20 protein-coding genes and 1 pseudogene are annotated in these 21,695 nt (G+C 67.7%); 14 read left to right on the plus strand and 7 right to left on the minus strand.

Going from position 1 to position 21,695, the window contains the following annotated elements; genetic code table 11:
* Window positions 1–12 precede the first annotated feature (12 nt).
* From ACIBH4_RS31730 to ACIBH4_RS31740, 3 genes are read left to right on the plus strand one after another with little or no spacing between them, the layout of a single operon-like run.
* Window positions 13–1,179: a glycosyltransferase gene (locus ACIBH4_RS31730; RefSeq protein ID WP_362510439.1), complete on the plus strand. Its 1,167-nt coding sequence runs from the start codon at window positions 13–15 to the stop codon at window positions 1,177–1,179.
* Window positions 1,167–3,158 carry an asparagine synthase (glutamine-hydrolyzing) gene (gene asnB / locus ACIBH4_RS31735; protein ID WP_362764640.1) on the plus strand — a complete coding sequence of 664 codons (1,992 nt, stop codon included), beginning with the start codon at window positions 1,167–1,169 and terminating at the stop codon, window positions 3,156–3,158. Before ACIBH4_RS31730 ends, asnB begins: the two co-directional genes overlap by 13 nt.
* Window positions 3,155–4,462, plus strand: a complete 1,308-nt coding sequence (locus ACIBH4_RS31740) for a polysaccharide biosynthesis C-terminal domain-containing protein (RefSeq protein WP_362764638.1) — start codon at window positions 3,155–3,157, stop codon at window positions 4,460–4,462. Before asnB ends, ACIBH4_RS31740 begins: the two co-directional genes overlap by 4 nt.
* A gap of 28 nt (window positions 4,463–4,490) precedes the next feature.
* Here ACIBH4_RS31740 and ACIBH4_RS31745 read toward each other — a convergent pair whose 3' ends face one another.
* A complete protein-coding gene (locus ACIBH4_RS31745) occupies window positions 4,491–5,471 on the minus strand; it encodes a methyltransferase domain-containing protein (protein ID WP_362764635.1) in 981 nt (326 codons plus the stop codon).
* A 198-nt stretch (window positions 5,472–5,669) separates the two neighbouring features.
* Here ACIBH4_RS31745 and ACIBH4_RS31750 point away from each other — a divergent pair, with 198 nt between their 5' ends.
* The 6 genes from ACIBH4_RS31750 to ACIBH4_RS31775 all read left to right on the plus strand — a co-directional run bounded on the left by ACIBH4_RS31750 (window position 5,670) and on the right by ACIBH4_RS31775 (window position 11,836).
* Window positions 5,670–6,560, plus strand: a complete 891-nt coding sequence (locus tag ACIBH4_RS31750; RefSeq protein ID WP_362764632.1) for an ABC transporter ATP-binding protein — start codon at window positions 5,670–5,672, stop codon at window positions 6,558–6,560.
* Window positions 6,561–6,666: 106 nt separating this feature from the next.
* Entirely contained in the window at window positions 6,667–7,386 is a 720-nt protein-coding gene (locus tag ACIBH4_RS31755) for an ABC transporter permease (RefSeq protein ID WP_362764630.1), read from the plus strand.
* Between the two features lie 316 nt (window positions 7,387–7,702).
* A complete protein-coding gene (locus ACIBH4_RS31760) occupies window positions 7,703–8,839 on the plus strand; it encodes a histidine kinase (RefSeq protein WP_362510457.1) in 1,137 nt (378 codons plus the stop codon).
* A gap of 45 nt (window positions 8,840–8,884) precedes the next feature.
* The gene (locus ACIBH4_RS31765) at window positions 8,885–9,487 is read left to right on the plus strand and encodes a response regulator transcription factor (protein ID WP_362764627.1); all 603 of its coding nucleotides are present in this window, start codon (window positions 8,885–8,887) and stop codon (window positions 9,485–9,487) included.
* 427 nt (window positions 9,488–9,914) lie between these two features.
* Window positions 9,915–11,219 carry an ATP-binding protein gene (locus ACIBH4_RS31770; RefSeq protein WP_362764625.1) on the plus strand — a complete coding sequence of 435 codons (1,305 nt, stop codon included), beginning with the start codon at window positions 9,915–9,917 and terminating at the stop codon, window positions 11,217–11,219.
* Window positions 11,219–11,836: an RloB family protein gene (locus tag ACIBH4_RS31775; protein WP_362510472.1), complete on the plus strand. Its 618-nt coding sequence runs from the start codon at window positions 11,219–11,221 to the stop codon at window positions 11,834–11,836. Before ACIBH4_RS31770 ends, ACIBH4_RS31775 begins: the two co-directional genes overlap by 1 nt.
* 208 nt (window positions 11,837–12,044) lie before the next feature.
* On the opposite strand, the gene ACIBH4_RS31780 is transcribed toward ACIBH4_RS31775, so the two are convergent.
* Together ACIBH4_RS31780 and ACIBH4_RS31785 are read right to left on the minus strand one after the other, a co-directional pair.
* Window positions 12,045–12,566, minus strand: coding sequence for a UTRA domain-containing protein (locus ACIBH4_RS31780; RefSeq protein ID WP_362764737.1), 522 nt, complete (start codon window positions 12,564–12,566; stop codon window positions 12,045–12,047).
* 42 nt (window positions 12,567–12,608) lie between these two features.
* Window positions 12,609–12,806, minus strand: a pseudogene (locus ACIBH4_RS31785) (winged helix-turn-helix domain-containing protein); the annotation flags it as partial.
* A gap of 721 nt (window positions 12,807–13,527) precedes the next feature.
* Between ACIBH4_RS31785 and ACIBH4_RS31790 the strand changes: the two are divergent.
* Window positions 13,528–13,755 carry a hypothetical protein gene (locus tag ACIBH4_RS31790; protein WP_362764622.1) on the plus strand — a complete coding sequence of 76 codons (228 nt, stop codon included), beginning with the start codon at window positions 13,528–13,530 and terminating at the stop codon, window positions 13,753–13,755.
* Complete coding sequence (locus tag ACIBH4_RS31795) at window positions 13,752–14,180, plus strand: hypothetical protein (protein ID WP_362764619.1); 429 nt, start codon at window positions 13,752–13,754, stop codon at window positions 14,178–14,180. The genes ACIBH4_RS31790 and ACIBH4_RS31795 overlap by 4 nt, the downstream gene beginning before the upstream one ends.
* Window positions 14,181–14,384: 204 nt before the next feature.
* Here ACIBH4_RS31795 and ACIBH4_RS31800 read toward each other — a convergent pair whose 3' ends face one another.
* Entirely contained in the window at window positions 14,385–15,284 is a 900-nt protein-coding gene (locus tag ACIBH4_RS31800) for a TIGR03619 family F420-dependent LLM class oxidoreductase (protein ID WP_362764617.1), read from the minus strand.
* A 212-nt stretch (window positions 15,285–15,496) separates the two neighbouring features.
* Here ACIBH4_RS31800 and ACIBH4_RS31805 point away from each other — a divergent pair, with 212 nt between their 5' ends.
* Window positions 15,497–15,907 carry a VOC family protein gene (locus tag ACIBH4_RS31805; RefSeq protein WP_362510484.1) on the plus strand — a complete coding sequence of 137 codons (411 nt, stop codon included), beginning with the start codon at window positions 15,497–15,499 and terminating at the stop codon, window positions 15,905–15,907.
* A 62-nt stretch (window positions 15,908–15,969) separates the two neighbouring features.
* Complete coding sequence (locus ACIBH4_RS31810) at window positions 15,970–18,348, plus strand: excinuclease ABC subunit UvrA (protein ID WP_362510487.1); 2,379 nt, start codon at window positions 15,970–15,972, stop codon at window positions 18,346–18,348.
* 72 nt (window positions 18,349–18,420) lie between these two features.
* Here ACIBH4_RS31810 and ACIBH4_RS31815 read toward each other — a convergent pair whose 3' ends face one another.
* Window positions 18,421–18,987 carry a TetR family transcriptional regulator gene (locus ACIBH4_RS31815; RefSeq protein ID WP_362764614.1) on the minus strand — a complete coding sequence of 189 codons (567 nt, stop codon included), beginning with the start codon at window positions 18,985–18,987 and terminating at the stop codon, window positions 18,421–18,423.
* Between the two features lie 197 nt (window positions 18,988–19,184).
* On the opposite strand from ACIBH4_RS31815, the gene ACIBH4_RS31820 reads away from it, so the two are divergent.
* Window positions 19,185–20,162, plus strand: coding sequence for an SDR family oxidoreductase (locus ACIBH4_RS31820; protein ID WP_362764611.1), 978 nt, complete (start codon window positions 19,185–19,187; stop codon window positions 20,160–20,162).
* A 2-nt stretch (window positions 20,163–20,164) separates the two neighbouring features.
* Here the strand turns inward: ACIBH4_RS31820 and ACIBH4_RS31825 are convergent, their stop codons facing one another.
* Window positions 20,165–20,368 (minus strand): ferredoxin, encoded by a 204-nt coding sequence (locus ACIBH4_RS31825; protein WP_362510496.1) that lies wholly within the window; start codon window positions 20,366–20,368, stop codon window positions 20,165–20,167.
* A gap of 8 nt (window positions 20,369–20,376) precedes the next feature.
* Window positions 20,377–21,594, minus strand: coding sequence for a cytochrome P450 (locus tag ACIBH4_RS31830; RefSeq protein WP_362510499.1), 1,218 nt, complete (start codon window positions 21,592–21,594; stop codon window positions 20,377–20,379).
* Window positions 21,595–21,695 lie beyond the last annotated feature (101 nt).

A 21,695-nucleotide genomic window follows, 5' to 3' on the forward strand; every position in this document is an offset into this window, starting at 1 on the left:
AAGATCGCGAATGTGAAGAGTAGCCGCAGGGTGATCCCGAACCGGGAGGCGGCATCCGGCGGGCTCCGCCGCGTCCTGCTGCTGGCCGGGCAGTTGAGAGTCGGTGGCACCGAGAAGCAGATCTTCCTCCTGGCCACGGGCCTGGCCCGCGACGGCGTGAAGGTCGACGTGGTCACCCTGCACTTGGGAGGTCCGTACGGTGACGCGCTCGAACGCGCCGGCGTCCCCGTGCACAACGCCGGGTTCACGGCGTTGTCGACGGGAATCACCGCTCTTCCCCGCAACCTGCTCGCGGCGGTACGCCTCGTCAGGTTGGTACGGCGGCTCAGGCCGGACGTGCTCCACGCCTTCCTGTACCACGCCTATGTGATCGGCACGCCGATCGCCTGGCTCGCCCGGGTCCCCGTCATCGTGGCGGGACGACGCAGCCTGAGCCTCTTCAAGAGGCTCCCGTACGGGATCCACGCACTGGAGCGCCTCGCCGTCCGGCTGACGCGGCACGTGGTGGCCAACGCCGTGGCCGTGGCGGAGGACGCCAGGAGGGTGGAGGGTCTCGCCCCGGAGAAGATCAGCGTGATCTACAACGGGCTCCCCGAGTCGGCCTTCCTGCCCGTCACGCCCGCGTCGATCGCGACCGACCTGCCGGTCGTGTGCTGCGTCGCCAACCTGATGACGTACAAGGGCCACCGCCACCTCATCGAGGCGATGGCGCTGCTGGCGGACCGGGGTACGCCGTGCACGCTGGTGCTCGCGGGAGAGGGACCTGAGCGCGACGCACTGACACCGCAGGCGGAGAGCCTGGGGGTGGACCTGCGCCTCCTGGGCCTTCGCAGGGACGTCCAGGCCCTGGTGCACCGGGCGTCGGTGGTGGTGCTCGCCTCGCTCCAGGAGGGGATGAGCAACGCGGTCATGGAGGCGATGGCGGCGGGCAGGCCGATCGTCGCCACCGCGGTGGGCGGCACCCGCGAGCTGCTGAACGGGCGCGGGCTGCTGGTCCCCCCGCAGGATCCCCGGGCACTGGCCGACGCCCTGGAGCGCGTGCTGCGCGACCCTCGCCTGGGAGCGTCCCTCGGCGGCGCCGCCCGCGCCTGGGCACTGGACAACCTCCGCGTGGACTCCATGATCGACCGGCATCTGACGCTGTACCGGCGCCTTCTGGAGGAGCGATGTGCGCGATAGCCGGTGCCGTCTGCCCGGACGGGGTGAACCCGAACACGGTCCGCGACATGTGCGAGACGATCGCGCACCGCGGCCCCGACGGCGGCGGCCTGCACGTGGAGCACTCGGCCGTGCTCGGCACGCGCCGCCTCGCCGTCGTCGACGTGGCCGGTGGCGACCAGCCCGTCTACAGCGAGGACGGCCACGTCGTCGCGGTGTTCAACGGCGAGATCTACAACTTCGCCGAGCTACGGGCCGAGTTGCTGGCCAAGGGACACCGCCTCGCCGCGAACGGCGACTCCGAGTGCCTGGTCCACCTGTACGAGGAACACGGCGACGCCCTCGTTCACCGCCTGCGCGGCATGTTCGCCTTCGCCCTGTGGGACGGGCGCAGGCGAAGGCTGCTGCTCGCCCGTGACCGGGTCGGCAAGAAGCCGCTCTACTGGGAGACGAGGTCGGGCTCGCTGCGTTTCGCCTCCGAGCTGAAGGCGCTGATCCGTGACCCGAGCCGGCGCGGCGAGATCGACCCGGTCGCCCTGCACCACTATCTGACGTTCCAGTACGTGCCCGCCCCCTGGTCGATCTTCGAGGGGATCGGCAAGCTCCCGCCGGGCTCGACCCTGGTGTGGCAGGAAGGCCGGGTGCGCGTCGACCGCTACTGGCGGCTGGACGCCACCCTCCGCCCGGTGGCCGCCGTGGAGGAGGAGGCCGAACGGCTCCGCGAGCTGCTGCTGGAGGCGACCCGGCTGCGGATGACCGGCGAGCGCCCGATCGGAGCCTTCCTGTCGGGGGGCGTCGACTCCTCCGCGGTCGTCGCGGCGATGGCACGGCAGTCCTCGCGGCCGGTCCGCACCTTCTGCGTCGGCTTCGAGGAGGCCGCCTTCGACGAGCGCGCGCACGCCGGGGAGGTGTCCGCCCTCTACGGCACCGACCACTCCGAGCTCGTCCTCTCCGGCGCCCCGCTGGACGTGTTCCCCACCCTGGCCTGGCACTTCGACGAGCCGTTCGCCGACTCCTCGGCGATTCCCAGCCTCCTCGTCGCCCGGATGAGCGGCCGGGAGGTGACGGTGGTGCTCAACGGGGACGGTGGGGACGAGTCCTTCGGCGGCTACCGCCGTTACGCGCTGCTGCGCTGGATCTCCCGGCTGCGGATGCCGTCGGCGGCGTCACCGCTGCTGGGCGCGGCGGGCAGGAGCGTGCAGGCCCTGTCGCGCCCGGGATCGATGCTCCGCAAGGCGGGGTGGGGCATGGAACTGGCCGGACTGCCGACGGCAGGCGGATACACACGCCTGATGTCCTACTTCACCGAGGAACAGAAGTGGCAGGTCTACACCCCGTGGCAGCGTGGCCGGGTGGCGGGCGTCCACAGCGGCGACATCATCGAGCGGGCCTTCGAGGAGTCCTCGGCGGGCTGTGACCTCACCCGGGCCATGGACGTCGACGTCAACACCTACCTGCCCGGCGACCTGCTGGTGAAGACCGACATCAGCACGATGGCCTACTCGCTTGAGGCGCGTTCCCCCTTCCTGGACCACGTCCTGATGGAATGGGCCGCGGGCCTGCCGGGGGAGTTGAAGGTCCGTGGCGGTACGACGAAGTACCTCCTCAAACACGCCCTCGCCGGCTGGCTGCCCGCCCACCTGCTGAGGCGCCCGAAAATGGGGTTCGGGGTGCCGCTCGCCTCCTGGCTCAGGAGCGGGCTGCGTCCCCTCGCCCACGACCTGCTCACCGACGCCACCGCCCGGGACCGGGGGATCTTCGATCCGAAGGTCGTCGCCCGCCTGCTCGCCGAGCACGCCGCAGGCCGGGACCACTCGAAGCGCATCTGGGCGCTGCTGCAGTTCGAGCTCTGGCACCGAACCCACCTGCCGGAACAACCCGCCGTACAACCGGTCGGGCAGTCGGTCGCGCGACCTGCCGTGGAACCGGTCGCACGATCGGCCGAACAACCCGCCGTACAACCGGCCGAGGACCGTTGTCGGCGGCCGCGGCTCACGTGAGTGCCACGGTCGCGACGGGGCGCGGCGGAGACGCGACCGCCACTCGCCTGGCCCACCTGCTCCTCACCCACCTCACGCTCACCGTCGCCGGAGGACTCACCAGCGTGATCGTGGCCCGCGCCCTGGGACCGGGGGACCGCGGCGCCTACTGGGTGATCGTCACCATCGCGACCACGGCGGCGGCGATGGGAAACCTGTCGGTGGAGAAGTCACAGACGGCGCTGTGGACGCGGGAGGAGAATCGGCCCGCGATCGCGGCGAACTCCCCGTGGCTGGGGCTCGCCGTGGGCGCGGTGGCGGCGGGGATCGCCTTCCTCGCGGTCGCGCCCCTGCCGGGCGTCGGCGCCGACCGTTCCACCCTGGTCTGGGGGCTGGCCGCGGTACCCGTCATGACGACGATCGTCTACGTCAACAACGTGCACGTCCTGCGCGCCCGCACAGGGGTCGTCAACCGGGGCTCGCTGGCCGGAGCCGCCCTGCAGTGCTCCGCCCTGGCGGCCCTCGGATTTCCCGGATGGCTCACCGTCGAGGGAGTAGTGATCGTCTGGGCCCTCTCCTTCGTGGTGAACCTGCTGCTCCTGCTGCCGTCCCTGCCGGTACGCCGCCCGCGCGAGGGGCGGCTGGCCGCCCGTACGCTGTCGTGCGGGCTGCGCTACCACCCGGGGTACGTCTGTCATTTCCTGCTGCTGCGGCTCGACGTCCTCATCCTGAACGCGATGAGCACGCCCGCCTCGGTGGGGATCTACTCCATGGCGGTGACACCGGCCGAACTCCTGCGGGCGATGACCGGCGCGGTGGTTCAGGTCGCCCTGCCCCGGCAGATGGAGTCGAGCCGGGAGGCGGCCGCCGCGTACACGGCGCGGACGATCCGGATCACCGCCGTCCTCGCCGCCTCGTCACTCGCCCTCCTCTGCCTGACGGGGCCGTTCCTGGTGGTCGCCGCGGCCGGTCCGGCCTTCGCCGGGTGCGTCGTCCCGATGCTGGTGCTCGCACCGGGCGTGGCCGCCGCCGCGACCGCGGCCCCGGCCGCGGCCTACCTGCTCCGCCTCGACCTGCCGCTCGTCACCTCGCTGATGTACGGCGCGGCGCTGTCGGCGAACCTCGTACTGAACGTCCTGCTCATCCCCGAAGCGGGTGTCGCGGGGTGCGCCCTGGCGTCCACGATCGCCTACACGGCCCTCGCCGCGACCCAGCTGGTCTGGTTCGCGCGATCAGCGGGAGTGCCCCTGCGGAGGTTGAGCCCGGGGGCCGCCGAGGTGCGCGAGATCGCCCACCGGGTCCGCGGACTCCTGCGCGTCGGCTGATCCGACTGATCGGGGGCGACCCGCCTGATCAGGCTGATTCGGCTGACCCGATTGATACGGCTGATCGCGCTGGTTCGGCCGGTCGGACTGGTTCGGCTGGTCGCCTGAGCAGATACTCGTTGCAGCCGAGTCCGCCCGCGCACGTCTTGAGGAGCAGGAGGCTGAGATCGTGCGCGCGGGCACGGGCGAGGACCTGCTCGGGCCTGGAAACCTCGAACGGGTACCCGCCCACCCAGTCGAGCATGTCGTGCCGGCGCGACATGCCCCGCGGCTGGGGGGCCGTGGGGTCGGCCCGGCCACGGAGCAGCCGCGCGACCTTGATCAGGGGCCAGGCCCGGTAGATGTACGCCGCGCTCCCGGCGACCAGGGCGCAACGGGTCACCGGCCCCGACCGGTTGTAGCGCCGCTTCACGGCGGTCCAGACCCGGCTCTGCCTGCCCTGGTCGTTGTAGAGCGAGACGAACAGCAGCCCGCCGGGGGCGACGAGCCCGACGGTGGCGTCGAAGGCCCGCCACATGGCCCCGGTGTGGTGCAGGACTCCCCAGGAGTACACCACGTCGAAGGTCCCCAACCCCGCGAGGTAACCGTCGTCCAGAATCGACCCCCGCTCGATCGTCCAGGAGGCGTCTCTTTCTTCGAGCATCTGGGAGGTGTCGGCCGCTTCCCGTTCGGTCATCCGCGGGGTGCCGGTCGCTCCCCCTTCAACGGTCCGGGAACTGTCGGGAGCGAAGGCGTGCCGTAGCCGTACGGCGGACTCAACCGCCTCGGCGTCGGAGTCGAAGGAGTGCACGCGGGCCCCGAGGCGATGCGCGGCGAGTGAGAACAAACCACTGCCGCAGCCCACGTCGAGGAAGGTGCGCCCGGCGAGATCCTCGACCTCCAGGGCCGCCCGCAGCGAGTCGATCGCGCGTTGGACGCGACTCTCGTCGACACGTGCGACGAACGCCTTCCAGTTGCGGCCGAAGGCGAACCTCTCACCCTGCCTGACCTGCAGAAGGATCTCGTCCACCATCGTCTCCTGCCACATGCCGTACGAGGACTTCCCAAACGATGATCCGTAACCTATCGCAACTGATCGGTCACACTAAGAAGGTGGTCCGGGGTGGCGACAGTGACGCCACGTCATACGTTCACCCGATAAATGTCATGACAAGCTCATGACGTGGTCGCACTGCCCGATGAGCGCGGCGGCTGGTGAGATCGATGCATGTCCTCGACATCGGTCATCGACGTTGAACGTCTGAATCTCGCCTACGGCGACTTCCACGCAGTGAAGGACCTCTCCCTCCAGGTACGGCAGGGAGAGCTTTACGCGCTGCTCGGCACGAACGGGGCGGGGAAGACCTCGGCCCTGGAGACCATCGAAGGCCACCGCAGAGCCACCTCGGGCACCGTGCGGGTCTTCGGGCAGAGCCCGAACGACCGGAACGCCGTACGACCCAGGATGGGCATCATGCTGCAGGAAAGCGGGTTCTCCCCGGACCTGACGGTGCGGGAATCGGTCCGGCTCATCGGGAAACTCACCCGGCGCACGGACACGGTCGAACGCGTCCTCGGCGTCGTGAACCTCACCCGCAAGGCCGACACCAAGGTGGCCCAGCTCTCCGGCGGCGAGAAGCGACGCCTGGACTTCGCCACCGCCGTGTACGGAACGCCTGAGCTGATCTTCCTGGACGAGCCCACCACCGGCCTGGACATCCAGTCCAGGGACGACCTGTGGAAGACCGTCGGCAAGCTGCGCGAAGACGGCGCCACCATCGTTCTCACCACGCACTACCTGGAAGAGGCGCAGCAGTACGCGGACCGCATCGGCCTCATGCGCCAGGGCACCCTCCACCGGGAGGGAACCGTCTCCGAACTGACGCGTACCCTGCCCTCCACCATCCGCTTCTCCCTGCCGGGCACCCTCCCCGAGGCGCCACTCCCGCTGCAGGCCGCCCGCGACGCCGAAGGCACGTTCCTGATCGAGACCTTCGGTCTGCAGAAGGACCTGTACACCCTGCTCCGCTGGGCGCAGGACCACTCGGTGGAACTGCGGGACCTCCAGGCCGGATCGACCCGGCTCGACGACGTCTTCCGCGCCCTCGGCAGCGAGTAGACCTCCGCCCTCGCAAGCTCAAGCGAGCGAACCTCCGCTCTCTCAAGCGAGTAGACCCCCGAATCCTCAGTAGACCCCCGAATTCCCAAAGGAAAGAAGCTTCGCCATGCTCTCGATCGCTCGCAGCGAGCTGATCCAGATCTTCAGGAACCGTCTGGTCCTGGTCACCAGTCTCGTCATGCCCATAGTGGTCAGCGGGTTCTTCATCTACCAGCACGAGGTCTTCGCGGCCATCGGCAGCCTCGGATACATCGCGGCGATCACGATGTTCACCGTGGGGGCGTTCGGGCTCTACACCACCACGGTGACGACCCTCGCCTCGCGTCGGCAGAACCTCTTCCTCAAGCGGCTACGCTCCACCGCGGCGAGCGACGGCGACATCATCTCCGGGCTGATCCTCCCGGTCACCGTCATCTCGCTCGTCCAGGTTGCCGTGATCATGACCGCGCTTGCCACCGTCACGGGCCGGCCGGACAACGTCCTCCTCCTGGCGGCGGCCGTCCTCTCGATGGTGGTCATGATGCTCGGCCTGGGACTGGCCACGGCGGGAGTGACGAACTCCCCTGAACACGCCCAGGTGACCACGCTGCCCGTCAGCCTCGGCGCCATCGCCGTGGCCAGCTGGGTGGGAATCACCGGCACCGAGGAGCTCGCCATGCTCAAACGGCTGCTCCCCGGCGGCTCGGCCACCGAACTCGCCGTCAACGCCTGGAACGGCGGCGTTCCGGTCGCCGACTCCCTGATCCTCCTCGCGCCCACCCTGGGCTGGGTGATCGTCGCCGTCGCGCTCGCCTCCCGGATCTTCCGCTGGGAGCCGCGCCGATGACACCCTTCGACGCCGCCGACCGTACGAGAGTGCCTCGTGTGCTCCTGCCGCGGCGGCGGGACGCGAGGGGCTGTCGTGACGTTTCCGCAGGTCAATCCATTTAATCCATGAAACGGTGTCACCGGTGGTGCCCCGGAGCGAGAGGAATGCCGGGGCGGACTCCGCTGTTCGACCCTGGAGAGCCGTTCCTGCGGGACCACCGCGCGATGCCGCCGACTGTGGACACGGCCGACGTGTACGACCTGCGGCTGTGTACGACCCGCGGCCCAGCGGCCCGACCGCGAGGACCGACCGTCCGGCGACCAGGTGAGGATCAGTGAGCCCGACACACGCGGTGCCCCAGGCCACCGAGTCCACGCGGGGGCGGCTGCGCAGGCTCAACCTCACCCTGTTCCTCCCGATGCTCATCGGCGTCGGGGTGCTGGTGGTGGTGAAGGACGCCAGGACCTGGTGGGAGGCCCTTGTCCTGAGCGCGGGCGTGGTGGCGGCCCTGGTGGCCTTCGTACGGTGGGCGGCGGGCGACGTCCTGCGCGTCGCGATCCCCTGCCTGATCGTCGCCGCGGCCGTGTGGCCCTTCTCCGTGCTCGTGGTCGGCGGCGGCATGGCGTTCTACGGCATCTCGATCGTGGCTTCCCACGTCATCCCCCAGCTACCGCGCCACCGGGTCGCGGCGGCCCTGGGAGTGGTCGCCTACGTCGCCGCGGTGGGGGCGACAAGGCTGCTGATCACCCAGGAGGTCGACTCCTCCGCTCTGATCGAGTACGTCGTCTTTCCCACGGGCGGCACGGCCGCGGTCATCGGCCTCATGTTCCCCAACAAGCGGTTCTACGGCCTCGTCGAGGAGCTGGAGGAGGCACGAGAGCGCGAAGCGGAGCTGGCCGTCATCCGCGAACGCGTCCGGTTCGCCAGCGACCTGCACGACATCCAGGGCCACACCCTGCACGTGGTGAAGCTCAAGATCGCGCTGGCGCAGCGGCTCGTACGCAGCGACGCCGAACGGGCCGAGCAGGAGCTACGCGAGGTGCACGCCCTGGTCAGCGACACCATCAACCAGACCAAGGAGCTCGCCTACGCCCAGCGGCGGCTCAACCTCTCCGCGGAGCTGGAGAACGCGAAGAACCTCTTCGAGGCCGCGGGCATCCACGTACGCGTCGACCGCGAGGCCGAGGTCGACGCCCGCGCGGGCGAACTGCTCGGCCTGGTCCTACGGGAGACGACGACCAACATCCTGCGGCACGCGCAGGCCAGGCAGGTGCGCGTCACCCTCTCTGAGTCGGGCATCGTCATCGTGAACGACGGCGTCCCGGACGCCCCGCTTCCCGCGCTCCGAGGGCTCGCCACCCTCAGGGAACGGGTGGCGACCAACGGGGGCGAGCTGACGGTGGAGCAGAAGGACGGACGTTTCCTCACGGCTGCGACATTCCCCCACGACCCTTCGACCGTCACTCCCTGACCTGTGGAAGGAGAATCGACACCTGTGGAAGGAGAGTCGACCGACATGACCACCGTGGTGCTCGCCGACGACGAGGCCCTCCTCCGCAAGGCGCTGGCCGCTTTGCTCCCCCTCGAAGGCGACATCACCGTACTCGCCGAAGCGGAGGACGGCGGGACGGCCGTCCAGGCCACCCTGCGACACCGGCCCGACGTGCTCGTCATCGACCTGGAGATGCCCGGCGTGGACGGGCTCGGCGCCGTCGCGGAGATCCGCCGTACCCGGCCCGACCAGGTGATCCTCATGCTCACCCGCCACGCCAGACCCGGCGTGCTGCGCAGGGCGCTCAGGCTCGGCGTCCAGGGCTTCGTCAGCAAGTCCGCCGAACCGGCACACATCGTCTCGGTCATCAAAACCCTGCACGAGGGCAGACGATGGATCGACCCGGACGTCTCCGCCCTCGCCGTGATCGACGACTGCCCGCTCACCGACCGCGAGATCGACGTCCTGCGCGCGACCAGCGAAGGCTACTCGGCCGCCGACATCGCCACCCGGCTCCACCTGGCCGAGGGCACGGTCCGCAACTACCTCTCGAACGCGATGCAGAAGACCCAGACCCGCACCCGCCACGAAGCGGCCAGATACGCCCGCGAACACGACTGGCTGTAACCGCCCGAGGCCGGTGACGAGGAAGGCTCCTCGATGCCACGGCCCACCTGAATGTCTCTTGCCCTACTCGTGTCAGCTGAGGAACTTAGTCGCTGTTTGTCCGACTTAGGTTTGGTGGAGGGGTGCAGCCTCAACTGTCGGCCGCATTCTGTCGGGAGTTCTAAGCGGCAGATACGGTCTGGCGCTTTTGATCGTTCAGGGCGGTTTGGCCGCATTCGGCTGTTCTTGTTATTCGATTTCATGTGAACCCCGAGGGCTGAAAGCAGTGCGGCAACGATGGCCTCCAGTCGTGTGCCGACCTCGATCTCGGCGTGGCGATCATCGCGGGGCGTATCAACGCAGGCACGTGCATGCAGGAGTGCTGCAGACAGAGGACTGATTTCGTCTTAAACTTACGGCGTAGGCCCTGTGTCAGCAGTTGGAGTGCATGTATGGTGAGATCGTGTTGATCAGATTCGGAGCCACGAACCATCGCTCCATCCGAGGGCCAGTCGATCTTTCGATGGTCGCAATCGATCGAGATCGCGAAGAAGCGCGCCCCGTACCGCTGCTCGGAGAGAGCCTTCTACCAATTGCGGCGATATATGGACCAAATGCCTCTGGAAAGTCAAACGTCGTAGCAGCGCTCTCCTGGTTGTGCGATGCGGTCAGTTTTTCTTTTCGTTTTTGGGAGGACGAAATACCGGTTGAGCCATTCGCCTTTGGTGATGGTCGTACACTTGCGAGTGAGTTCAGCGTCGAAGTCATAATCGATGGCGTTCGTTTTGAGTATGTACTTGAGTTGGACCGCGAACATGTGATCTATGAAGGCTTGTTTCACTATCCAGAGAAAAAGCGCAGGAGAATATTTGAGCGAGAAGAGTTGGAGCTGAAGCTGCAAAGAGGGCTTGGCGGCCTATCCGGCACTCGCGAACTTATCACGCACAGGACTCTGGCACTTTCGATCGCGCGACGTTTTGATGAACCGCTGGTGTCGGAATTCACGCGAGAGCTTCTAGGCATACAGAACCTTGGTCACATGCCCAGGCGTAGCAAGTCGCGCCTCCCGGCGGGAGCGTATCGAAACTCAAGCCATCGCTCAACAATTCGCTGGTTCGAAGAGGAGGGCAACCAACTGACCCTTTTCGATGACAACGAACTTGGCGGGAGATTTATTGGAGTTCGCCAACAAGCATTGGCGCTGTTGCGTCTGGCCGACCTTGGCATCGAAGACGTGGTCATCGATCGCCGAGAGGTCATCTATTCCGACTCGGAGGTGCGTACTCAACGCAGGGTGCGACTTCTACATAAGACCTCAGAGGAGAGCGTCCCGTTTGATTTAGATGTCGAGTCAGAGGGCACGAGAACGTGGTTCGCTCTGATCGGCCCAGTTCTGACTGCCCTACGGCAGGGTTCGGTCGTCCTGTTCGACGAGCTGGACGCGAGCCTGCACCCAACCTTGTCAGCGGAATTGCTAAGGATCTTCCGTAGTCCGGTGACCAATCCACGCGGTGCTCAATTGATCTTTACGTCTCACGACACCAGTCTTCTGAATCACCTCAATCGAGACGAAGTCTGGCTGACCGAAAAGCAAGCCGACGGCTCCACCCGCCTCGGCGCATTGGCCGATTTTTCCGGAGAGCGTGTGCGCAAATCGCAGAACCTTGAGAATGCTTATCTCCACGGCAGGTTCGGCGCTCTACCTCAAGTGGACCAGACTGCCCTGTTGCGCGCTCTTGGATTAATCGGCTGATGATTTCGAGTAGGCGCCAAAGGGGCGGGAAGTCACTGAGGAGGACCGCTGAAAAGCGGCCCGAGCTCCGCACGATAATGGTTTTTTGTGAAGGGCAGAACTCTGAACCCGATTACATAAACGGCCTGAAGAGGCTTCCGCACATAGCCGAAAACACAGCGCTGAGCATAGAGATCCATCCCGAACAGGGCGTGCCTCTCACCTTGGTCAAGAAGGCCATGGCGTACAAGAGCGATCCTGAAATCGATGAATGTTGGTGCCTTTTTGATGTGGAGTGGCCAAAAAATCACCCGAACCTGCCGCAGGCAATAGATCTAGCGAGGTCGAACGGGATAAACCTTGCGATATCAAACCCGTGTTTCGAGCTGTGGCTGATCTTGCACTACAGCAACTGCAGTGCATTTATGGACACGAATTCCGCAGACAGTCGATCCCGTTCGCTGGACGGCCGATCAGGAAAGAGGATCAACCCCGAAGTCTATATGCCTCTAAGAAAGAAGGCGGCCGAGCACGCCAAGCGCCTCGATGCACGGCATGTGCAAAATGGCACATCTTTTCCACATGACAATCCATCTTCGGGGATGTATAAATTTTTACGGAGTCTTGAAGGCGAATAGCGCCGAGGTGCTTCCGTAACTAACGGACCAGTTGACTGGGCTGGACCGATGGAGGGCGAGCAGACGATCGCCCGCTGCGCTGGTTTCGCCGACTACGTATCCGTTGAGAGGGAGGCGCGCGATGATATTCACGAGGTCTTCATGACCCTCGCGATTGGCTGCTGGCGATGCCTTACCTTCCTGTTGGGACCCCTAAGCGGGCTGCCTCTCACAGCACGATGTGATCCACCCGCACGGCCCGGTCGCCGGGGATGACGATCGGATCCGCGACCTCCACGACACGCTTCTTTGAGTACATCAGCCGAGTGATCGAGAAGACCGGCACTCCAGCCGCGATCCTGAGCAGCTCGGTCTCTTCCGGTGTCGGCATACGCGTCGCGGTCTCTTCGGTGATCTTGTCGACCTCGATCCCGAGAGTCCGCAGCTGACCGATGTTGCCGCCCGGCCACGGCTCATTGCTCGGGTTGGCGACCGGCGTGCCCTCCACGTCAGCGGCCAACAGGTACGAGCGCGCCATCTGGCTCGGGTTGCCCGAGGCGTAGAAGACGAACCGGCGTTCAAGGACCCGGATTCCGGTCGAGACTCCGAACAGGCCGGCCAGGCGCTCGTCGGCTCGAATCATCCGGTAAGCCTTGTCGAGACGGTACTGCGACCAGGTGATCCCGACATCATGTGTGAAACTCGTCTGCGGACTGTCCTGCGGCCCCGCATCGATCAGGTAGCGGTCCATGCAGATGCGACGTACGGGCAGACGCTCCCGGACGTACGTTCCGGAGCCCTGGCGCGATTCGACCAAGCCCTCGTTGCGAAGGATCTCCAGCGCCCGCCTGATGAGGATGTCGGAAACCCCGTGCTCCTCGGCAAGGAGCCGTTGCGTCGGCAGTTTCGCTCCCGGGGCGAGCACTCCCGACACGATCAGTTCTCGCAGGTGATCGGCAATACGGAGATAGGCATGTGGCCTTTCGGTCACGTCTACCTCCTGAATTTCAGTTTGGCTTGACAGGAGCGTACACGGTCGGGCAAGTTCGTATACGAACTCGATTAACCAGTATACAGCGTCGCCTTTGAGTGCTCATGCCCGCTGTTGTCCCTCATGACCAGGAAGGTTCTCTCGGCCAGTGAACGTTTCCAGCGCTCTGGTTCTTGACCGGGCCACGCCGAGTGGATGCGGCTGTTTCGCCGAGGTCGCACCGTTGCCGATGGGGTGTGCCGTCTGCGGGCACGCGCCGTACGCGCACGGTTGTCCCGGTCAACCCGCCGATCACGAATACGCGCAGCCGTCCGGTGAGCTGATGGCGGTGCGCCTGGAGGCCCGTCGCCTCGGTCTTCCTATGCCGGTCTCCAAGTCGGCAGCCGACGAGGCCCCCGTCGAGGTGATTCCTCTGGTGCCCGTGCAGCGTGGCCCCGGCCGGTCCGAGACCGGCGCGGTCGCACCCACCGCGCGCACACCGCTTCCCCGGCGAGTGCATCGGTCTCGGGGGGCAGGTCCCGCAGCCATGCCGCCTCGGCGTGGAGACACCCGATGCCCGGCCGGTAGAGGACATCCGGTCACCCGGCGTTCTCGCCCGAAGAACGTTCCACCCAGGCCGCCGTGCGGCGGCGCATGTCAGACCCCTCCTGCCCATACAAGCCGGACCCGCCCGGCGCTCGCGACGTCCGGGCGGGTCCTTGATCGGATGGAGGTCCGATCCATGGACGATGGTAAGTCAACGACTCCTGAGCCGGTGATTTCCGGTTGGCGGGTCATTCTCAGTGACAAGGGGCGGTTGTGGGCGTCTCGTGTCGTTCCGTTCACCGATGCGGAGTTCGATGCCGGGGCGGCGCGTACGGTCGACGCCGACACTCTCGACGAGTTGCGGGAGGAGGTCGAGCGGCAGGAGAGTGCCGCTCGGCAGGTGAGCGGGCAGGCGGTCTCGTGATCCGGCGCAGGCCCGCGTCCACCGGAGGGCGGCACCGTGACGGCCGCGACGGTATGGCCCCCGCCCTTGTTCCCCGGCGTACGTGGGATCACCGTGCCCGTGGTGAGGCGGAGCGGCTGGATCGTGAGTGGAAGGACTGGACGGTCTTCTACGGCGCGCACTCGCGGCTGTTCTACGCGATCGCGGCCTGGCCGGTGCCCGGCCCGGTGATCCTCCAGGGGGCCACCGCCGACGATCTCGAAGCCCAGATGTACGGGATCGTGATGGCTCTGGCCGTCCGGCCCGTGGTGGAGGGCTCCGGTACGTCTCCCGAACGGGCGCGGCGGCGGTCTCGCGATCGTCGCGCCGATGACTCCCGCGAGCGTGAGCGGTGGTGCGAACCTTCTGGGATCGCTCGCGGGGCCGGGGGCGACCGGGAGTCATGATCCCGGTCGCCGTGGCGGTGCCCTTGTCAGGGGTGGCGAGGGCACCACTGCCGGTCGTTCCCGGCAAGAGCAGCGCTCTGGAGGAGATCCGGCGACCGGCCCGACATGGGGGCGCCGCCTTCCAAGAGTGGTGCCCTGCCCCGGCGAGGGCACCCCCAGGAGACGGTCCGGCGGACGCGGGACGAAGCGTTCACCGGCACCTCGTCAGGCGGGCAGGCCGAGCTTGCCGGCGAGGGCCTCCAGCAGTTCGATCTGATCGTCCGGGGAGACGGGCTTGAGGTTGAGGGTGAGGTGCATCTCGTCCGCATCGGCTTTCGCGGCGCGTTCGAGGTCGTTCAGCGTGGCGTCCGTGAACGTGGCGGGGGTGATCGGGGTGTCGGGGTAGGCCTGGATCGTGTTCACCACGACCGTGCCGGTGCCGCCCGCGTCCCGGTACCACTGGATCTTGGTCCGGGTCTCCTCCCAGTCCAGGGCCACGACGATGAAGCCGTCACCGACGCGCGCCGCCCGTTCGATGGTGTGCCGGGCCAGCGCGCCGATGAACAGCGGGATGGTGTCCCCGAACGGTTTCGGCCCGACCAGGGACGACGGGATGCGGTAGTACCGGCCGTGATGCGCGACGGGATCCGGCCCCCAGCAGGCCCGCATCGCGGCGATGTGCTCGACGAACCCGGCGCCCCTGCGCGAGGCCGGCACTCCCGCCGCGACGAACTCCTCGGGAATGTAGTACGGCGGTTCCATCGTGCCGCCCCCCTGGCCGATACCGGCGTCCAGGCGGCCACCGGACAGCCGGTCGAGGGTGGCCAGCCTGCGGGCGAGGATGACGGGCGACTGGAAGATCGAGTTGACGATTCCGGTGCTCACCCGGATCCGCTCCGTGTGGGCGGCGGCCCAGGTCAGGATCTCCAGTGAGTCCCAGACATGGGACTCGGGCAGACCGGCGTCGTTGGTCCAGTCCGGTGCGGCGGGCATGAGCAGCCGTTCGCTGACGGACACGGCGTGGAACCCGAGCCGCTCGGTCGCCCGTGCCACGGCGACGACGGCGTCCGGGCCCGCGTACGGTCCGAAGTGCGGCAGGCTGACGCCGATACGCGGAAGGTTCATCTCGTTCTCCGATGATCGTTGAGGTGTGTCCTTTCGATGAGTAGTCGGAGCGGGCATGAGATTTTTGCGCTCTCCCCGGGAGGGATGCCGAAATCTCCGTGCGGATTCGGCCGGGCGACGGCGGGGATACCGTCCTGCCTGGCCGGACAGGTGACCCGACCGGTCAGGATCGGAGAAGCGCACACCCCCGAGCCGCACCTAGCGTGAAGGCCATGGGCATCACCATTCACGCGAGTTTCCTCCCGCACGACGACCCGGACGCCTCCCTGGCCTTCTACCGCGACACCCTCGGCTTCGAGGTCCGCAACGACGCCGGATACGCCGGGATGCGCTGGATCACGGTCGGTCCCCCCGGACAGCCGGGCACCTCCATCGTCCTGCAACCGCCGGTCGCCGACCCCGGCATCACCGACGACGAGCGTCGCACCATCGTCGAGATGATGGCGAAGGGCACCTACGCCGGTATTGTTCTCTCCACCGACGATCTCGATAGTATTTTCGAACGGTTGCGTGCAGGCGGCGCCGAGATCAGTCAGGAGCCGACCGAGCAGCCGTACGGCGTTCGAGACTGCGCCGTCCGCGACCCCGCGGGCAACCTGATCCGCATCCAGGAGCTGCGCTGATCCCCCCCGGGGGGCGCAGCCAAGAACTCGCACAGCCGCCCCCGCAGACAGTTGGAGAGCCGATGAGTATGACCGAGAGGTCGTCCGAGCCGCACGCCGCCGACAGCCACGATCTGATCCGCGTGCTCGGCGCGCGGGTGAACAACCTCAAGGACGTGAGCGTCGAGATCCCGAAGCGACGGCTCACGGTGTTCACCGGTGTCTCCGGCTCGGGCAAGAGCTCTCTGGTCTTCGGTACGATCGCCGCCGAGTCGCAGCGGATGATCAACGAGACCTACAGCGCCTTCGTGCAGGGCTTCATGCCGACGCAGGCGCGGCCCGAGGTCGACGTCCTCGAAGGGCTGACGACCGCGATCATCGTGGACCAGCAGCGGATGGGCGCCGACCCCCGCTCCACGGTCGGCACCGCCACCGACGCGAACGCGATGCTGCGCATCCTCTTCAGCCGGCTCGGGCAGCCGCACATCGGCTCGCCCCAGGCGTTCTCCTTCAACATCGCCACGGTCCGGGCGAGCGGTGCGATCACGGTCGAGCGCGGTGCCCGTAAGACCGAGAAGGCGACCTTCACCCGTATCGGCGGCATGTGCGTGCGCTGCGAGGGCCGGGGCGCGGTCTCCGACATCGACCTCACCCAGCTCTACGACGACTCCAAGTCGCTCGCCGAGGGCGCGTTCACCATCCCCGGCTGGAAGTCGGACAGCTTCTGGACCGTACGGGTCTACGCCGAGTCGGGGTTCGTCGACCCGGACAAGCCGATCCGCGACTACACCAAGAAGGAACTCCACGACTTCCTCTACGGGGAGCCGGTCAAGGTGAAGGTCGACGGCGTCAACCTCACCTACGAGGGACTGATCCCGAAGATCCAGAAGTCGTTCCTGTCCAAGGACCGGGAGGGGATGCAGCCGCACGTCCGGGCGTTCGTGGACCGGGCGGTCACCTTCACCACCTGCCCCGAGTGCGACGGCACCCGGCTCAGCGAGGCGGCGAGGTCCTCACGCATCGGCGGGGTCAGCATCGCCGACGCGTGCGCGATGCAGATCAGCGACCTGGCCGGATGGGTGCGCGGCCTGGACGAGCCCTCGGTGGCTCCGCTGCTCGGCACGCTGGCGCACACCCTCGACTCGTTCGTGGAGATCGGGCTGGGCTACCTCTCGCTCGACCGGCCCGCGGGCACGCTGTCGGGCGGTGAGGCCCAGCGCGTCAAGATGATCCGTCACCTCGGCTCCTCGCTCACCGACGTCACCTACGTCTTCGACGAGCCCACCATCGGCCTGCACCCCCACGACATCCAGCGGATGAACAACCTGCTGCTGCGGCTTCGGGACAAGGGCAACACGGTCCTCGTCGTGGAGCACAAGCCGGAGACGATCGTGATCGCCGACCACGTCGTCGACCTCGGCCCCGGAGCCGGTACGGAGGGAGGCACCGTCTGCTTCGAGGGCACCGTCGAGGGGCTGCGGACCGGCGGCACCATCACCGGCCGCCACTTCGACGACCGATCCACGCTCAAGGAGACGGTGCGGACGCCCAAGGGCACGCTGGAGATCCGCGGCGCCGACCGTCACAACCTGCAGAACGTCGACGTGGACATCCCGCTCGGGGTGCTCGTCGTCGTCACCGGCGTCGCGGGGTCCGGCAAGAGCTCGCTCATCCACGGGTCGATCCCCGCCCGCGCGGGGGTGGTCTCGGTCGACCAGAGCGCGATCAAGGGCTCGCGGCGCAGCAACCCGGCGACGTACACCGGACTGCTCGAACCGATCCGCAAGGCGTTCGCGAAGGCGAACGGCGTGAAGCCGGCGCTGTTCAGTGCGAACTCCGAGGGCGCCTGCCCCGGCTGCAACGGCGCGGGCGTCATCTACACCGACCTGGCGATGATGGCGGGTGTCGCCACCGTCTGCGAGGAGTGCGAGGGGAAGCGGTTCCAGGCGTCGGTGCTGGAATACCGCTTCGGCGGTCGCGACATCAGCGAGGTGCTCGCGATGTCGGTGATCGAGGCCGAGGAGTTCTTCGGCGCGGGCGAGGCGCGCACCCCGGCCGCGCACGCGATCCTCGGTAGGCTCGCCGACGTCGGGCTCGGCTACCTCAGCCTCGGCCAGCCGCTCACCACGCTGTCCGGCGGCGAGCGGCAGCGGCTCAAGCTCGCCACCCACATGGCGGAGAAGGGCGGCGTCTACGTCCTCGACGAGCCGACCACCGGCCTGCACCTCGCCGACGTCGAGCAGCTGCTCGGCCTGCTGGACCGGCTCGTCGACTCCGGCAAGTCGGTCATCGTCATCGAGCACCACCAGGCGGTGATGGCGCACGCCGACTGGATCATCGACCTCGGTCCGGGTGCCGGTCACGACGGCGGCCGGATCGTCTTCGAGGGCACCCCCGCCGACCTCGTCGCCACCCGCTCCACCCTCACCGGCGAACACCTCGCGGCCTACGTCGGCACCTGAGCGGGAGAACGCGGGCACCTGACCAAGGGGAACGTCGAGCGCCGGGAATCCGAGCCGGTCGGGTCTCGCGGGTCAGGTGCCCGCGGTCACCGCTCTGAGTCCTTCGAACGACTCCCTGATGAACTGGGAGAGATCTCCCTGGCCGGACTGCTCGACCCAGAGGCGAGTCGCGATCTTGAAGACGGCGATGCCCGCCTCCGCGGCGAGGTTCGCGCAGGCGTCCTCGACTCCGCGTTGCCGCAGCGCGTCGGCGAGTGTGGTCGACAGTGAGGCGAGTTTGATCAGCTCGCGTTCCTGCAGCTCGGCGCTGGCGGCGATGACGGTCTGGCGGCGGAGGGTGTACTCCCGACGTTCCTGTAGCACGGCCGCGGTGGCTTCGATGGCCGCCGCCACGGCTTCTATCGGGGTGGCGGACTCGGGGGCCTGGGTGGCCGCGTCCGTGAAAAGCTGCTGCAGCAGGCTCGGACACGAGAACAGCACTTCGCGCTTGTCCGCGTAGTGGCGGAAGAACGTCCGCTCGGTCAGCCCCGCCCGCTGGGCGATCTCCGCGACCGAGGTCCGTTCGAAGCCGCGCTCAAGGTAGAGATCCAGCGCCGCCTGTTCGAGCCGAGATCGTGCGTTCGGCTCCCATCTCCCCATGTCGGGCAGTGTACCCGATGGCAGTGGCTGACATCGGTCGGCGCCGCGTGATGACAGTCGCTGACATTGTTTGCCACCATGTGATGACAGCGACTGACATCGGTTGCTACGGTGTGATGGCAGTGACTGACATTACTCGGTCGTCCAACGCGCCTTCTCCGCGCGAGGGCGACCGACCCGAGCGGGAGGCATGACTCATGCGCGTTTTCGTCACCGGAGCATCCGGATGGATCGGCTCCGCACTCGTCCCCGAACTCATCGACGCGGGTCACCAGGTCGTGGGGCTCGGCCGTTCGGACGCCTCGGCCGCAGCCCTCACCAGGGCCGGGGCCGAGGTGGTCCGCGGCACGCTCGACGACCTCGACGTCCTGCGCGACGCGGCCGCCGCCTCGGACGGGGTGGTCCACCTCGCGTTCAAGCACGAGATCGCCTTCGCGGGAGACTTCCAGACCGCCGCCGACGCGGACCGCCGCGTCGTAGAGACGTTCGGGGAGGCGCTCGCCGGTTCCGCCAGGCCGTTCCTGCTCGCCTCCGGGGTGGTCGGGCTCACCCCGGGCCGTATGAGCACGGAAGAGGACGGACTCACCTCCGAGGCGTTGCCCGCGGACCTGGCCAGCGGCCCGCGGACCCGGATGGGCACCGCACACCTCACCCTCGCCCTCGCCGACCGGAACATCCGCTCGTCCGTCGTACGACTTCCGCCGACCGTGCACGGCGAGGGCGACTACGGGTTCGTGGCTGCCCTGGTCGGCATCGCCCGTGACAAGGGTTTCTCCGGCTACATCGGCGACGGCTTCCAGCACTGGCCGGCCACGCACCGCGTCGACGCCGCGCACCTGTTCCGGCTCGCCCTGGAGGGCGCGCCGCCCGGATCGGTCCTGCACGCGGTCGCCGAACAGGGCGTGCCGCTCCGCTCGATCGCAGAGGTCATCGGCCGCCACCTCGACCTGCCGACCCGCTCCGTCTCCGTCGACGACGCGGCCGGGCACTTCGGCTGGCTGTCGTGGTTCCTCGCCACCGACAACCCCGCCTCCGGCGAAGTCACCCGCGAACTGCTGGGATGGCAGCCGACCCAGCCGGGCCTGATCGAGGACCTGGAGAAGGGCCACTACTTCAGGACCGACCGGCCCGGGGGAACCTCAGCCCTCCCGTTCAGGGCCGACCGGTCCGCTTAGCCTCAGCCCTCCGGATCGCTCACCGAGATCGCGCCCGAGGGGCACAGCTGCACGGCCCGGCGGACGGCCGCGTGCAGCTCGGGCGCGGGCGTCTCGTCGAGAAGCACGACGGTGCCCTCGTCCTCACTCTGGTCGAAGACCTCGGGCGCGGTGAGCACGCACATGCCCGCTCCGATACACCGCGCCACGTCCGTGGTGACCTTCATTCCGTCTCCTACCATCTGACCGGCAGCTCCCGTACACCGTAGATGGACATCTTCTCGCGCATGGGGACCTCCTCCGCGGGTACGGCGAGGCGCAGCCCGGGGAAGCGGTCGAACAGCATCGGGAACGCGGTGCGCATCTCCACGCGGGCGAGCTGCTGGCCGAGACACTGGTGCAGCCCGTGGCCGAACGTGAGGTGCCCGGTCGCGGAGTTGGTGATGTCCAGGTGCTCGGGGTCGGAGAAGCGCGCGGGGTCGCGGTTGGCGGCCACGAGTGAGAGGGTCACCGGGTCTCCCGCCTTGATGAGCCGCCCCTCGATCTCGACGTCCTCCAGGGCCGCGCGGAGCGGGCCGACGTGGATGATCCCGAGATAGCGCAGCAGCTCCTCGACCGTGTTGTCGATCAGCGAGGGGTCGGCGCGCAGCGCGGCGAGCTGGTCGGGGTGCTGGAGCAGGGCGAACGTGCCCAGGCCGAGCATGTTCGCCGTCGTCTCGTGTCCGGCGACGAGCAGCAGGAACCCGACGTTGCCCAGCTCCTCGTCGGTCAGCTCGCCGCCCGCGATCAGCCCGCTGAGCAGGTCGTCGGTGGGGTCGGCCCGCTTGGCCTCGATGAGCCGGGCGAAGAACGCGCTGAAGCCTACGATCGTCGCGCGGATGTCCTCGACGGAGGACTCCAGGTTCAGCAGCACCGCGGTGGACCGCTGGAACTCGTCGCGGTCGGCGTACGGGACGCCGAGCAGCTCGCAGATCACCAGGGAGGGGATGGGCAGCGCGAACTCCTTCACCAGGTCCTGGGGAGGCCCGGCCTTCTCCATCGCGTCGAGCCGCTCCTCGGTGATCTCGCGGATCCTCGGCTCCAGCTGCTTCATCCGCCGCACCGTGAACTGCGCGGTGAGCGGCTTGCGGTAGCGGGTGTGGTCGGGTGGGTCCATCCGGATGAACATGCCGGGGTCGGCCGGCCGGCGCATCTCCTGCATCAGCGGGAAGGGCACGGGGACGTGCAGCAGCTCGCGCCGGGAGCTGAAGCGGGGGTCGGCCAGGATCGACCGTACGGCGGAGTAGCCGGTCACGAGCCAGCCCGTCGCGCCGTCCGGGTAGACCATCGGGGTGATGGGCCCCTCCTCGCGTAACGAGGTCAGGCGCTCGGGCGGTTCGAAGGGGCTGGGACGTCCGAAGGGGAAGGTGACGGCTTCCTGGTGGGCCTGGGCTTCCGGTTGGGACTGTGCCATCTCACGCTCCTTTGCGGTGACGTGCTTCGTCCCATCCAGAAAACTACATCAAGTGCAAAATTTCAACAGGTGCAAAGTATGGTCTGATGTACTAAACTGCC

Origin of the sequence: Streptosporangium sp. NPDC050284, from assembly GCF_044459525.1 — a bacterium.
Classification (GTDB): Bacteria; Actinomycetota; Actinomycetes; order Streptosporangiales; family Streptosporangiaceae; genus Streptosporangium.